General features: G+C 61.1%; 12 protein-coding genes. 11 read left to right on the top strand and 1 reads right to left on the bottom strand.

The window, feature by feature from the left end:
* Positions 1-217 precede the first annotated feature (217 nt).
* The 10 genes from KSY82_RS04350 to KSY82_RS04395 all read left to right on the top strand — a co-directional run bounded on the left by KSY82_RS04350 (position 218) and on the right by KSY82_RS04395 (position 12471).
* Positions 218-652 (top strand): hypothetical protein, encoded by a 435-nt coding sequence (locus KSY82_RS04350; protein ID WP_217750332.1) that lies wholly within the window; start codon positions 218-220, stop codon positions 650-652.
* A gap of 123 nt (positions 653-775) precedes the next feature.
* A complete protein-coding gene (locus tag KSY82_RS04355; protein WP_195235013.1) occupies positions 776-1306 on the top strand; it encodes a DUF6036 family nucleotidyltransferase in 531 nt (176 codons plus the stop codon).
* Positions 1303-1866, top strand: coding sequence for a hypothetical protein (locus KSY82_RS04360; RefSeq protein ID WP_217750333.1), 564 nt, complete (start codon positions 1303-1305; stop codon positions 1864-1866). Before KSY82_RS04355 ends, KSY82_RS04360 begins: the two co-directional genes overlap by 4 nt.
* Before the next feature lie 51 nt (positions 1867-1917).
* Entirely contained in the window at positions 1918-3273 is a 1356-nt protein-coding gene (locus KSY82_RS04365) for a DNA recombination protein RmuC (RefSeq protein WP_217750334.1), read from the top strand.
* 126 nt (positions 3274-3399) lie between these two features.
* The gene (locus KSY82_RS04370) at positions 3400-5202 is read left to right on the top strand and encodes an ABC transporter ATP-binding protein (protein WP_217750335.1); all 1803 of its coding nucleotides are present in this window, start codon (positions 3400-3402) and stop codon (positions 5200-5202) included.
* 63 nt (positions 5203-5265) lie between these two features.
* Complete coding sequence (gene nth / locus KSY82_RS04375) at positions 5266-5931, top strand: endonuclease III (RefSeq protein WP_217750336.1); 666 nt, start codon at positions 5266-5268, stop codon at positions 5929-5931.
* 157 nt (positions 5932-6088) lie between these two features.
* Positions 6089-9721 carry a transcription-repair coupling factor gene (gene mfd / locus KSY82_RS04380; protein WP_217750337.1) on the top strand — a complete coding sequence of 1211 codons (3633 nt, stop codon included), beginning with the start codon at positions 6089-6091 and terminating at the stop codon, positions 9719-9721.
* Between the two features lie 156 nt (positions 9722-9877).
* Positions 9878-10741, top strand: coding sequence for a phosphatase PAP2 family protein (locus KSY82_RS04385; protein WP_217750338.1), 864 nt, complete (start codon positions 9878-9880; stop codon positions 10739-10741).
* Positions 10742-10786: 45 nt separating this feature from the next.
* Complete coding sequence (locus KSY82_RS04390) at positions 10787-11812, top strand: threonine aldolase family protein (RefSeq protein WP_118226087.1); 1026 nt, start codon at positions 10787-10789, stop codon at positions 11810-11812.
* A 77-nt stretch (positions 11813-11889) separates the two neighbouring features.
* The gene (locus KSY82_RS04395) at positions 11890-12471 is read left to right on the top strand and encodes a GNAT family N-acetyltransferase (RefSeq protein WP_118226089.1); all 582 of its coding nucleotides are present in this window, start codon (positions 11890-11892) and stop codon (positions 12469-12471) included.
* Between the two features lie 45 nt (positions 12472-12516).
* Here KSY82_RS04395 and KSY82_RS04400 read toward each other — a convergent pair whose 3' ends face one another.
* Positions 12517-13239: a GntR family transcriptional regulator gene (locus KSY82_RS04400; protein WP_217750339.1), complete on the bottom strand. Its 723-nt coding sequence runs from the start codon at positions 13237-13239 to the stop codon at positions 12517-12519.
* Positions 13240-13444: 205 nt separating this feature from the next.
* Between KSY82_RS04400 and KSY82_RS04405 the strand changes: the two genes are divergently transcribed.
* On the top strand, positions 13445-14437 hold the full coding sequence (locus KSY82_RS04405) for an SIS domain-containing protein (RefSeq protein WP_006235139.1): 993 nt from the start codon (positions 13445-13447) through the stop codon (positions 14435-14437).
* The last annotated feature ends 72 nt before the right edge of the window (positions 14438-14509 follow it).

The following is a 14509-nucleotide window of genomic DNA, read 5'->3' on the forward strand; positions in this document are numbered from 1 at the left end:
ATTGGTTAGATTTTGGTCAGTTGGCGTAAGGGTGGAAGGCCAAAAGATTGTTGGCGAAAAAAGCTCAGAGAAAGTGCTGGTAGGGGAGTTGTTGAGCTTTTCGACAGCTTTTGAGCAGAAGAAACTTTGTGGCTATTGCCGGCGATTGCGTTGTCGCGGTCATGGCGGTGCGGGATGCTGGTCGTAAGCGTCGAATGCTCCGATTTTGGAGGCCAGCATGGATCTGTTTCTTGAGACTCCGCAGCAACAAGCCGAGCGCATGTTGCGCCAACAGCAACGGCTTATAGAGATGCAAATGCAAGGGGCGGCAGCCCAGCCCTTTGCGCAAAATGTCGTGCCCGCTGCTGTACCTGCAGCTGTGCCCGGGTGTAAATCGGCGCCAGAGGCCTATTCCGTACAGCAAGATTCATATGCGCAGGAGCTCGCGTTCGACAAGCGTCGTGCGCGTCGTCGCCGCGTGGGCCAGCGCCTGCGCACATTGGCGATGATCGTGCTCATTCCGCTAGGACTTGCGGCGATTTTCTTGGTCTCGTATGCGCTCACCTGCATCCTCAACGGTGCTTCGCCCAGCGAAGTGCTCCAACATCTGTCAGCCCTCGGCCAGCGCCTAGGCGATGTCATAACAACAATCCGCGCCGGCTGGGAGAGTTAGCGTTTGTCACATTAGGACTTCTAGGGTGTAGGGATTATCGCCACGAGCGGAATTCTTGCATCCTGTGGGTCCTGTCGTGCGACTGAATAGTATTATTGAAGATGAATAATAATAGGATTTGTTATGTATAAGCAGGATTTAGAACAGACTCTTTTGGGCATTGACGAAGAGGCGGAGCTGGAAATAGGTCCAAGAGACGACAGGCCGAACGTTGTATTGGTGGGAGGAAGCGCCTTCATGCTAAACGATGTGACGAATCGTTCGGTTACACATGACATTGATGTGTTTGAGGCAGATAGGTGCCTCCGCGAGATCATAGCTCGATACCCCGAGGTGAATGGTATGGCGGTGGCATATTGTAATCAGATGCCGTTCAATTACGAAGATCGTTTGATTCCCTTGGATATTGGGGCGCGTTTTATCAGGTACTTTACGCCATCCTTGGAGGACCTGGCGGTAATGAAGCTCTATGCCTGTCGTCCGAACGACATCATCGATCTTCATAGTCAGGCATTCGTCGACCGACTTGATTGGGGGTTGCTCGAACGGCTTATATTCGACGAGGGAGAGGCGCTGGCGTCGTCGCCTTCGGAGCGGAGTTATCAAGAGATGGTCTGTGCATACAGGCAATACAAAAAGGAGGTGCTCGGTTGAATCTGACCTTTGAGGGATTCTTAAAAGGCTATTGCCGAGAGCTATCCGGACAGCGGTCGCTGAGTTTTAGAAAATTGGTTGAGCAGGCGACGACGGATGCGCCGCGCGTGGCGGAGCCTCTGTTTTTGCTCGCTTTGGCGCAAGGAAAAGCCGAATACGTTCTGGGTTTATCCGAGGGCTCGTGGATGGAACGGGATTACCGAGACGTTTTATCCTTGTACGGTCAAGCGGGTAGCATGGCGTCTCTATGCGCCAAAAGTGAGCTCCCAAATCGTTATGCCAACGTTTGGCGTGCGTATAGAGCGGTGAAGGAAAAGCCGGCGGCCGATAGAAGGGTGAACGCCCTGATGAGAAAGAAAACGCTGGAAGCATTGGAGGAATCGGGTGTAACGCGCTATGGCCTCTGCCGTGCTCTGCGCCTGAATAAAGGAAACGTATACGCATACTTGGCCGGCGATGACTCAAAGGTGAGCAGGAAAACGGCGCGCCGCATTATGGAATATGCGGAGGAGAGGGGCACCCAAGAAGGGGCCGGGCGCCCGGTGTGTGTGGCGGGGTAAGATTGATCGCGGTTTTGATTGGTGCTCGATTGGGTTTGTTGGGCGGAGATTATGTCTGCTATTGATATTGTGCTTGTTGCGATCGCCTTGGTGGCGGTGGGGGTTGCTGCGGCTTGCGCCCTTCAGCTCAAGAGCCTGCGTGCCGAGTTGCGGGAGCGTGGCGACGGTGGCGCGGAAACGCTGGCAGCACTCGAGCAGGCCAACAACGCGCTCGATGCCCTGAACGTCGCGCTGGCCGAAACCCGCCGCACGGCCAATGCCATCGCGCAGCAGCAGACGACCGATGCGGCCGTGGAGCAGCAACGTTACCTGACCATCGCACGCGAGTTCTCGCAAGCTGGTGACCGGATGGATGACCTGCGCCGCGAGACGGCCCAACAGCTCGGCGCCAATCGCGAGGGCATCGAGCATCGCCTGGACAAGGTGCGCGAGACGGTCGATGCTCAGCTGGGCGCCATCCGCAAAGACAACAACGTGCAGCTCGATCAGATGCGCGCGACGGTGGACGAGAAGCTCTCCCGCACGCTCAACGACCGACTGTCGGCATCGTTTAAGCAGGTGAGCGACCAGCTCGAGGCCGTGTATAAGGGCCTGGGCGATATGCAATCTATCGCCACCGGCGTAGGCGACCTCAAGCGTGTGCTGGGCAATGTAAAAGCGCGCGGCATTTTGGGCGAGGTGCAGCTGGGTGCAATTCTGGCGGACATCCTTACACCCGACCAGTATCTGGAAAACGTCGCCACCAAGCCCGGTGCCTCGGAGCGCGTTGAGTTTGCCGTCAAGCTGCCGGTAGACGAGGGCGATCCCGTGCTGCTGCCGATCGATTCCAAATTCCCGGGCGACGCGTACGAGCATCTGATCGACGCCCAGGAGTCGGGCGATGCGGAGGCCGTTGCCGCAGCGCGCAAGACGCTCGATATGATGGTGAAACGCGAGGCAAAGGACATCTGCGAAAAGTACCTGAGTGTGCCGGCAACGACCAACTTTGGCATCATGTTCGTGCCGTTTGAAGGACTGTACGCCGAGGTCGTCAGCCGCCCCGGGCTTATCGAGACCCTGGGCCGCGACTATCACGTCAACGTAGCCGGTCCCAGCACCATGGCGGCCATCCTCAACAGTCTGCAGATGAGCTATCAGACGTTTAAGTTGCAAAAACGTACCGACGACGTGCTGCGCGTGCTCTCCGCCGTCAAGGCCGAGCTGCCGCGCTATCAAAAGGCGCTGCGCCGCGCCCAGCAGCAGATCGAGACCGCGGGCAAAACGGTCGAGGGCATCATCACCACGCGCACCAACGTCATGGAGCGCAAGCTCAAGGACATTGACGTGCTGGAAGATGCCGAGGAGGCCGACGCGATTTTGGGCTTGGAGTCCGCAGGCCTGCTCGCAGACCAAAAAGACGAGGACTAGTCGCAACGGACGGTGGGGCACCGGCACAAACGCGGGCGCCCCACCGCTTTTCGTATCGCACTTGTCTGAAGCGTGCTCCAATGTGCAACAATGGCGTTTCGCCCTATCAGACGCGAAAGGAAGCCCATGTCCCAGAGAAGCACCAGCCCGCTCAGCCGCTCCACCGTGCGCCGCACGCTGCAGCGGTTTTGGGGTGTCACGCGCACGCAGCCGCTGATTGTCTTTCTCTCGATATTCTCGTCGGCGGGCTACATCTTTTTGCTGACGTTTGCCAATGCCTATGTGATGGCCCTCATTGTCGACCGCGTTCAAGCCGGTCCCGTGGCGGGTGACCAGGTGTTTGAGGTCTTCGGCCCCTATATCCTGGCGCTCGTACTCGTTAACCTGGTGGGTCAGATCCTCTCCAAGTTACAGGACTACACCGTCTACAAGCTCGAGATTGCAGGCAACTATCACCTAGCGCGTCTATGCTTCGACACGCTCTCCAACCAATCCATGACATTCCATACCAGCCGCTTTGGCGGATCGCTCGTGAGCCAGACGAGTCGTTTTATGAGCGGCTACACGGGGCTGGTGGACGTGACGGTGTATTCGCTCGTCCCCACCATCACCTCGGTCATCTGTACCGTGGCCGCACTCGCCCCGGTGGTGCCGACGTTTACCGTGATCCTGGTGTGCATCATGGTCGTCTACATCGCGTTTGTCTGGCTTATGTACAAGCGCATCATGCCGCTTTCGGCCGCGACGTCCGCCGCGCAGAACAAGCTCTCGGGTGTGCTCTCCGACGCGGTCACGAACATTTTGGCCGTCAAGACCTGCGGGCGCGAGGACTTTGAACGCGATCTGTTCGACGCCGCCGATCGTGCCGCGCGCGATGCCGAGACAGTCTCGATGCACGCCATGATGCAGCGCAACTTTACGACCTCGGGTCTTATCGTCATCACCATGGCCGTGGTGAGTGTGTTCGTGGCGGGCGGCAACGCGTGGTTTGGCATCTCGGCCGGCTCGCTCGTCATGATCTTTACCTACACCTATAACCTCACCATGCGCCTGAACTACGTAAGCTCCATGATGCAGCGCATTAACCGCGCTTTGGGCGATGCAGCCGAGATGACGCGCGTGCTGGACGAGCCACGTTTGGTGGCAGACGACCCGGACGCCCCTGAGCTCAAAGTGACCGAGGGCGCGATTGATTTTGAGCACCTGAGCTTTGCGTACCGTGACGCTGCGGCGGGCGAGAGCGTGTTCGATGACCTGACACTTCATGTGGCGGCGGGCCAGCGCGTGGGCCTGGTGGGCAAATCGGGCTCGGGCAAGACGACGCTCACCAAGCTGCTGCTGCGCCTAGACGATGTTCAGGGCGGCCGCGTGCTCGTGGATGGTCAGGACGTCTCGCGCTGCACGCAGCAGAGCCTGCGCCGCCAGGTTGCCTACGTGCCGCAGGAGGCGCTGCTGTTCCACCGCTCCATTCGCGAGAATATCGCCTACGGCCGCCCCGACGCCACCGACGAACAGATTCGCGAGGCGGCTCGCTTGGCTAATGCGACTGAGTTTATCGACCGCCTGCCCCGTGGCTTTGACACCATGGTGGGTGAGCGCGGCGTCAAGCTCTCGGGCGGCCAGCGTCAGCGCGTGGCTATCGCCCGCGCCATCCTAACCGACGCGCCGATTCTGGTGCTCGACGAGGCGACCTCTGCTCTCGACAGCGAGTCCGAGGCACTGGTGCAGGAGGCGCTCGAAAACCTGATGCGCGGACGTACCTCCATTGTGGTGGCGCACCGCCTGTCCACCGTGGCGGCACTCGACCGCATTGTGGTGCTGGCCGATGGCGAGATCGTCGAGGACGGCACGCATGCACAGCTCGTCGAGGCGGGTGGCGAGTACGCGAGCCTGTGGAGCCGTCAGACTGGCGCATTCTTGGAGGCGTAAGCGTCTCGGACGTGGGACAATTGTGCCCATAAGTTTATTGTGCCGTTGAGCCGAGGAGTCGTTATGCCACGCGAGACCAATGCCGCCAAGCGCGAGCGCGCCATCGAGGTGTGTGAGCGCCTCGACCGTCGCTATGGCCCGGTCGAGTGCTTTTTGGACCACGAGAATCCCTTCCGCCTGCTGATCGCGGTGCTGCTCTCGGCACAAACGACCGATGCACAGGTCAACAAGGTGACGCCGCGGCTGTTTGCCCAGTGGCCCACGCCCGAGGCCATGGCGGGGGCGAGCGTGGCAGACGTGGCAGACACCATCAAGTCGCTTGGCTTCTACAAGAGCAAAGCCAAGCATGCCGTCGAGGCCGCGCAGATGATCGTCGCCGACTATGGCGGCGAGGTGCCGGCCGACATGAAGGAACTCGTGAAGCTGCCGGGCGTGGGGCGCAAGACGGCGAACATCGTGCTCAACGTGGGGTATGGCATCGTGGAGGGCATTGCGGTGGACACGCACGTCAACCGCATTGCGCACCGCCTGATGCTGAGTCCCAAGACGCATACAAAGGAGCCGCTCAAGACCGAGCAGGATTTGCTCAAGATTTTGCCGCACGAGTATTGGGAGTCGGTCAACCATCAGTGGATCACCTTCGGTCGCGAGATCTGCGACGCCCGCAAACCCAAGTGTGACGAGTGTCCGCTGGCAGATTTGTGCCCCAGCGTGCGCGTAGCGGGGTAGGGCGGAACGCATCTTCGTCTGGCGTTTTTTGCGGGGCTGGGTTTGCCCTTGAGCCGGAGTCCTCTCCATGCGCTACCATGACAGACAATGTATTTGACGTACGACCCGCCGAGCTTGCCCCGGCGGGCTTTTGGCGTTGCGATGCCGGAGGAACAGCATGCTCATTCACCGTATAGCCGCGCAGCTCTACACTGCCGAGGCGCTGCAGACCGTCGAGGCCGGACTCGATGCCGGCGAGGACGTGACGCTGGCTGTGTCGCAGTCGGGCCGCACGCTTATGGCGGCCGCCCAGTTTGCGCGCCGTCCGCGCCCGACGGTCTACATTGTGAGCGGCGAGGATGCGGCCGATCGCGCCGCGCGCAGCCTTGCCGCCTATGTGGGCCTGGCGCACGTGTGCCGCTTTCCCGAGCGCAAGGACTATCCGTGGCGCGAGCAGGCGCCCGACGACGCCGTGGTGGCGCAGCGCTGCGAGGCTCTGGGGCGTATCGTGCGCGGGGACAACTGCATCATGGTTGCCTCGGCCCGTGCGCTGCTGCGCTGCGTGCCGCCGGTCGAGAGCCACTACTGGGAGTCCACTACTTTTGCGGTGGGCGAGGAGATTCCCTTTGACGAGGTGCCGCAGCGCCTGGTGGGCATGGGCTACACCAATGCCAGTGCCGCTGATGCGCCCGGTCTGTTCCGCGTTCACGGCGACACCGTCGAGGTGTTCCCTGCACAGGAAAAGGCACCCGTGCGCATTGAGTTCTTTGGCGACGAGATTGACCGCATCCGCCGCATGGTGAGCTCAACGGGGCAGACCATCGGCAATGAGGACAGTATCGAGATCTTCCCCTGTCGCGAGCTGGCGCTCACCGACGAGGCTGTCCACAACATGCATGTGGCGCTCTACCGCGCCAGCCAGGACGACAGCAAGTTGGCGGCGCTGCTCGAGATGGTGGACGCGCGCATCGTCACGCCCGAGCTCGACCGCTTTTTGTCGGTGATGTACGGCCAGACTGTGAGCCCGCTGTCGCATGTGAGCGGCAAGGCGCTCGTGGTCCTGTCCGAGCCACGCTCGCTGTTCGACGACTGCCTGCGCGCCTACGAGGATATCGAGGCCCGTGCCGGCGAGGCGGGAGTCGACCGTCTGGACGGCTTGTACGTGCGTGCCCAGCAGCTTGACTTTGGTGCTCAGCAACGCCTGAACTACGTGAGCCTGATTCGTGCCGGCGGTGCGGTTACGGCGGAGCTCAAGATTGAGCAGCCGGCTATCGCGGGTTCGGACAATCGCTTTATGACGCGCATTCAGGAAGTCGTGGGCAAGCGCTACGCCTGCGTGTTTGCCATCCCCGACCGCGGTGCGCGCGAGTCGATGGAGCTCACCTTTGGCGATGAGGGCATTACCTTTGAGGAGTCGTTGACGGCCGCTCCCGAAAACGCGGGCGCTATCGGCGACCGCGTGCGCGTGGCGGCGGCGGATTCTGCCGACCGTGCTGTCCGCCAGGATGCTCATGCTGCAATTCGCGAGCGTAAGGCCGACGCGCTCAACGCCCGCTCGCTCGAGGCGGGCGCCGCGCAGGCTGCCGCCGGCGCCGCCGTGCCCACCATCTCGCGTGGACGCGTGACCTTTGTCGATGCCGCCTTGCCGCAGGGCGTGGTGGTGCCCGATGCCAACCTGGCCGTGTTCTCGATTGCCGACCTCAACGCCCGCATGGACGCCAACCGCGCGCGCAGCCGCCGCAAGGTGGACATTACGCAGATCACGTTCCCGTTTAAGCCGGGCGACTACGTGGTGCACGCCACTCACGGCATCGCGCTCTTTAGCGAGATCGCGCGCCAGGAAGTGGGCGGCAAGGAGCGCGACTACTTTTTGCTGGAATATGCCGACGGCGACAAGCTCTACGTGCCGCTGGAGCAGGTTGACCGCATCACGCGCTATGTCGGTCCCGACGGCGATAAACCGCGCTTGACCAGGCTCAACACCGCCGACTGGACGCGTGCCACCAACAAGGCGCGCAAGAACGCCAAAAAGCTGGCGTTTGACCTGGTCGATCTGTATACGCGCCGCTCGTCGATTACCGGTATCGCCTGCCCGCCCGACACGCCCGAGCAGATCGAGATGGAGGAGAGCTTCCCTTACGACGAGACGCGCGACCAGTTGGAGGCCATCGCCGACATTAAGGCCGACATGGAGGCGCCCAAGCCCATGGACCGCCTGCTGTGCGGCGACGTGGGCTTTGGCAAGACCGAGGTCGCCCTGCGCGCGGCGTTTAAGTGCGTGGACTCCGGCCGTCAGGTCATGGTGCTTTGCCCCACGACCATTTTGGCCCAGCAGCACTACGAGACGTTCTTTGAGCGCTTTGCCCCGTTTGGCCTCGAGGTCGAGGTACTCAGTCGCTTCCGTACGCCGGCGCAGCAAAAGCGTGCACTCAAGGCGTTTGCCGAGGGCACAATCGACGTGCTGATCGGCACGCACCGCCTGCTTTCGGCCGATGTGAACCCCAAGAACCTGGGCCTGGTGATTATTGACGAAGAGCAACGCTTTGGCGTGCAGCACAAGGAGCAGCTCAAGAACCTGCGCGAGCAGATCGACGTGCTCACGCTTTCGGCAACGCCGATTCCGCGAACCATGCAGATGGCCACGAGCGGCGTGCGCGATATGAGCCTGATCACCACGCCGCCCACCGGACGTCGCCCCGTGATCGTGCATGTGGGGGAGTACGACCCCGACGTGGTGAGCGCGGCGATTCGCCTGGAGGTGGGCCGCGGCGGCCAGGTGTATTACGTGTCCAACCGCGTCAAGACCATCGACGACGCCGTGGCACGCGTGCACGAGGCCGCGCCCGAGGCGCGCGTGGGGGTGGCGCACGGCAAGATGAGCCCGCGCGAGGTCGAGGACGTGATGATCGAGTTCGCGACCAAAAAGATCGACGTGCTCATCGCCACGACCATCGTGGAGAGCGGCATCGACAACGCGACCGCCAACACGCTGATCATCGAGGATTCGCAGCGCCTGGGTCTGGCGCAGCTTTACCAGCTCAAGGGCCGTGTGGGTCGCTCTGCCACGCAGGCCTACGCGTACTTTATGTTCCCGGGCGAGCTGCCTCTCACCGAGGAGGCGACGGCGCGCCTGACCGCACTTTCCGAGTTCCAGGACCTGGGCAGCGGCATGCGCATCGCCATGCGCGACCTGGAGATCCGTGGTGCCGGCTCGCTTATGGGCGCCGAGCAGCACGGCAACCTGTCGAGCGTGGGCTTTGACCTGTTTACGCAGATGCTGGGACAGGCCGTGGCCGAGGCGCGCGGCGATGACGATGCCGGCGTGGAGGCGGCGAGCGTGGGTATTAACCTGCCGGCCGACTACTTCTTGTCCGAGGAGTACCTGCCGGCGGTGGATCAGCGCGTGCTCGTGTACCGTAAGCTTGCAGCGGCCGAGGACCTGGAGAGCATCGATGAGGTGCAGGAGGAGACCGAGGCTGCGCATGGCGAGCTGCCGCTGGCGGGACTCAACCTGTTCAATCGCGCACGAATCCGCATTCGCGGCGAGCGCCTGGGGCTCGAGAGCGTCACGCTCAGTGGCGGTCGCATCACGTTTTTGGGCGTCGACGTGCCCAAGAAGGTGGCTTTTGAGCTTAAGACCCGCTATGGCGCGGTGAACTTCCCCAAGAGCCGCAAGCTGTCGGTACCCTACAAGGCAGGCGCCGGTGCGGGCAGCGGCCTGGGTCGCGGTCTCGACGCCAACGACGGCACCGGCCCGGTGGCCGCGGCGCTCATGCTGCTGCAGCAGTTGGGTGCGAGCGATGATGATTAGCAAGTAAGTCGGTGGGACAAAGTTATCAGTAGTTCTTTGTCCCAGGTACGAAAGCCGCATCAAGCTCGTTGCCGCAGGCGACCCTGGGACAAAAACTACTGATATCTTTGTCCCACCACGTTGCTGGTTGGCCCTCCACCCGACCGAAAGGAAAGCATGTTCGGATACATCTATAAGAAAGATGTCGCCATTATCGCGGTTGTCCTGTGTCTTTGTCTGGGCGTGGGCAGTTTCTTCGATTATCAGATCTCGAGCGCGCTGTTCAACATCGGCAGCATGTACGGCCGCTTTATCGAGGCCGCTGGCGAGTTGCCGTTTGAGCTGACGGCGAGCATCGCGGGCGTTATGCTCGTGCGCGCGGTGCGTCCCGACTCCAGGGGCAGCAAATGGCTTGCCGCGCTCGGCATCCTCGTCAACGTTGGCCTGACCGGCTACGAGATCGTTTCGTCCCTGAGGGTTGGCGGTAAACTCATTGCGGCTCAGTTGGTGCTGACGTTTGTGCTGGTCATCGCTGCCAACCTTATCGTCTATCGCCTCACGCGCACGACCGAGCCCGACGAACTCACGCGCTGGGCGTTGATGGTGCTTGCCGTGTGGATCGCTCAGGCCATCATCCTCAACGTGATCGTCAAGCCACTGTGGTCGCGCCCGCGCATGCGCGTGATCGAGGTCACGCCGGGGCTCAATTTTCAGCCGTGGTGGGTGATCGGCAATCCCGACAAGTGGACCTATATCGCCGCCGGCGTGATCAAGGACGGGTTCAAGTCGTTTGCGAGCGGACACACGGCGCATGCGGCGATCGGCCTTATGCTCGCCGGGCTTCCCGCGGCAGCCTTTAAGGAAAAACCGTCGCGTCGCCGCGTGATTTTTTGGGCGGCGGCTGTGATCGCGGCGCTCGTCGCCTTTGGGCGCATCGTGATAGGTGCGCACTTTTTGAGTGACGTGAGCTGCGGTTTTGCCCTGGTACTGGCACTTGAGTGCCTTGCCGCGCGCATTGCCTATCCCAACGGCGTACAATAGCTCCGTTTGAATCATCTGGCCGATACCCGGTAAGAGAGGATTGCCATGCTCGCGTTTAACAACGATTATTCCCACGGCGCACATCCGGCAGTGCTGCAGGCGCTCGTCGACACCAATATGGAGCCGCAGCCCGGCTACGGTACCGATGCGCACACCGAGCGCGCCAAGCAACTTATTCGCGAGGCCTGCCAGGCCCCTGATGCCGACGTGTTTTTTCTGGTGGGCGGCACGCAGGCCAACGCGACGGTGATCGACATGCTGCTTGCGCCCTACGAGGGCGTCGTTGCTGCTGAGACTGGCCACGTCGCCTGTCACGAGGCGGGCGCTATCGAGTTTGGCGGCCACAAGGTGCTCACCATCCCCGGCTACGAGGGCAAGATGCACGCCGAGGACCTCGAGAACTATATCCAGGTGTTCTACGAAAACGAGAGCTACGAGCACACGGTGTTCCCGGGTGCCGTGTATGTGAGCCTATCGACCGAGTACGGCACGCTGTACTCCAAGGCCGAGCTCGCGGCGATTCACGCGGTGTGCCAGAAGCGCGAGATTCCGCTGTTTGTGGACGGTGCTCGCCTGGCCTATGCGCTGGCGGCCGATGAGTGCGACATTACCCTGCCCGAGCTGGCGCAGCTGTGTGACGTGTTCTACATCGGCGGCACCAAGTGTGGTGCGCTCTGCGGCGAGGCTGTGGTGTTCTGTGGCATGCACGCCCCGGCGCACCCCATTCCGCGTATTAAGCAGCATGGCGCACTGCTCGCCAAGGGCCGCCTGATGGGTGTGCAGTTCGAGGCTCTTTTTACCGATGGCCTGTATTTTGAGATTGGTCGCCAGGCGATTGAGACCGCTCAGGCGCTTCGTCGTGTGCTGCACGAGCGCGGCTACCAGTTCTTCTTGGAGACGCCCACGAACCAGCAGTTCGTGATTCTGCCCAACGAGGATATGGCCCGCATTCGCGAGCATGCGGCGATCGAGTACTGGGAAAAGTACGACGATACTCATACGGTAGTGCGCTTTTGCACCAGCTGGGCCACGACGCAGGAGGACATCGACGCGCTGGCGGCTGTCCTGTAGCCTGATGTAATGACGAGGGGCCGCCCTGCGCTGGGTTTGGCGCAGGGCGGCCTTTGCTTTTGGGGGAGAAGAGTTGTATGACCGAGATGTCCGAGCCGACGATTCGCCTGGCGACGCCCGAAGACGCGCCGGCGTTGCTTGCCATCTATGAGCCATATGTGCGCCAGACGGCGATTACCTGCGAATACGAGGTGCCGAGCGTTGAGGAGTTCGCCGGGCGCATCGAGCGTACGCTCAAGCGCTATCCGTACCTGGTGATGGAGCTGGACGGGCGTCCGATAGGCTATGCCTATGTGAGTCCGCTCAACAGCCGCGAGGCATACGACTGGTCGGTCGAGACGTCGATCTACCTGGCACGCGATGTGCGCCATGGCGGGCTGGGTCGCAAGTTGCACGATACGCTCAAGCAATGCCTGATTGCGATGGGCATCACCAACATGTGCGCGCTCATTGCCGTGCCGCACGATAAGGACGACGAGTATCTGACGCACAACAGCCAGGATTTCCATGCCCATATGGGATATCGCCTGGTGGGTGCCTTCGACCGCTGCGCCCAAAAGTTCGGCCGCTGGTACGACATGTGTTGGATGGAGCTGGTCCTAGCCGAGCGCACGCCCAACCAGCCCAAGCCAACCTGGTTCCCCGACCTCCTCGCCTAAAACCACCACGAAGGTGCCTGTCCCCTTTGTGGTGGTTTTGGCAGGTTAGCCGATGGGCTCGGTGTATTTGGCACGGTCGGTGCGCTGGATGCGCTTGGAGACATGGAGCGGGCGGCCGTCGGTGTCGTAGACGTAGTCGGTGATTAGGATCAGCGCCTGCCCGCGCTCGACGTTGAGCAAAAACGCCTCGTTTTGCGAGGCATAGCACACCTCAAAGGTCTTATGTCCCTGTGCTGGCGCGCGATGGAATTCTTGGCGCAGCGTCGCGTAGAGCGAACCGTTGATATCGCGATCGATGAGCGTCTCGAAGCTTGGCGGCAGGTAGGTGGTCTCCAGGCACAGCGGCACGTCGTCCAGGTAGCGCAGGCGGACAAGTTTGACAAGCTTGCTGCCCACGGCGGCGTCAAAGAACTTAGCTATGCTGCCGGCCGCCTTGGCAAAGCCCGAGTCCACGGTGCGCGTGGTGGGCTTCATGCCCTGACCTTCGACCTGCTTGGTATAGCTCGAAAACACCAGGTTGTTCTCGTGGAGCGCCGGCGTGTCGGCCACAAAGGCGCCGCGCCCGCGCTCGGTGCGAACCAGGCCCTCATCAGCTAGTACCTTAAGGGCATGGCGCACGGTGCTGCGCGACAGACCCGATTCGTCCATGAGTTCCATCTCGGACGGCAGCTTGTCTCCACATGCGTAGGTGCCGGAGGCGATGCGGTCGCGCAGTATGCCCGCCAAGCGCTCGTATTGGGTCAGTTTCTTTTTAGATGAAGCGTTCATGCGATCAACCTGTATCTAACTTGTATACGTATCTAATCAAGCATGTATTCAATACAACAACAAAACCGCTGGTATCCAGTTATCGAAAACCGCATCAGCAAAATTTCTAAGACAAATATAGCATACAACTAGTCGACATAACCAAAACATGTATGTAACTTGTATGCCATCGAGAGCATCAAACGAGAAGAAAGGCTGATGCACGATGACTACTCAGGAACAGGTTAAGGACGTCGTCTCCCAGGTTTTGGCTGACAAGGCAGACAAGGGCGGCATCAAGCGCGTCGTGTGGATTGGCGCCGGCGGATCCAACGGCGGCAACTATCCTGCCCAGTACTTTATGGAGCACGAGGCCACGCAGGTCGTGAGCTCCAGCTACACCAGCAACGAGTTCGTGCACGCCACGCCCGCCTATGTCAACGAGAACACTCTGGCCGTCGTCGTGTCCATGCGCGGCACCAAGGAGACCATCGTCGCCGCCCAGGTCGCCAAGGACCACGGCGCCAGCACCATCGCCATCTATGTTGACGAGTCCGGCCTCACCGAGGTCTGCGACTACAAGATTCAGTACGACAGCCTGGCCGTCGACGAGTCCTGCATGGGCCGTACCAACTCCGCCGTCGTGACCATGATCGCCATGGAGCTCACGCAGCAGACCGAGGGCTATGCCGAGTACGAGACCGCTATGGCCGCCTTCGATCTGGTCGATCCCATCTACCGCAAGGCCGTCGAGTACACCCGTCCGCTCGCTGCCAAGTGGGCCGAGCAGAACGCCGACAAGCCCTGCATCAACGTCATGGCTCAGGGCCCGCTCTTTGGTGCCGCCTATGTCTTTAGCATCTGCAACGTTCAGGAGATGCTGCAGATCGACTCCTGCACCATCAACACCTGCGACTTCTTCCACGGCCCCTTCGAGATCCTGGACAAGCGCACCTCGCTGTTCCAGCTCATCAGCGTCGGCCGCAGCCGCTGCAACGACGAGCGCGGCATCCGCTTCGTTAACCAGTACGGTGGCGAGCGCGTCTATCAGCTCGACGCCAAGGAGCTCGGCCTCAACGACATCAAGGACAGCGTGAGCGAGTACTTCAACCACCTGATCTTTGCCCCGATCCTCAACAATGTGTACATGCGCGCGCTCTCTGCCGTTACCCACAAGGACTACATGACGCGCCGCTACATGTGGAAGCTTGACTACTAGGGGATAGAGAGGGGATAGAGCGGTCTAACAACTCAATGTCCTCATAAGTTGCGGTGGAATAGTTCCTGTTTA

It is taken from the genome of Collinsella aerofaciens, assembly GCF_019131995.1.
Classification (GTDB): Bacteria; Actinomycetota; Coriobacteriia; order Coriobacteriales; family Coriobacteriaceae; genus Collinsella; species Collinsella aerofaciens_S.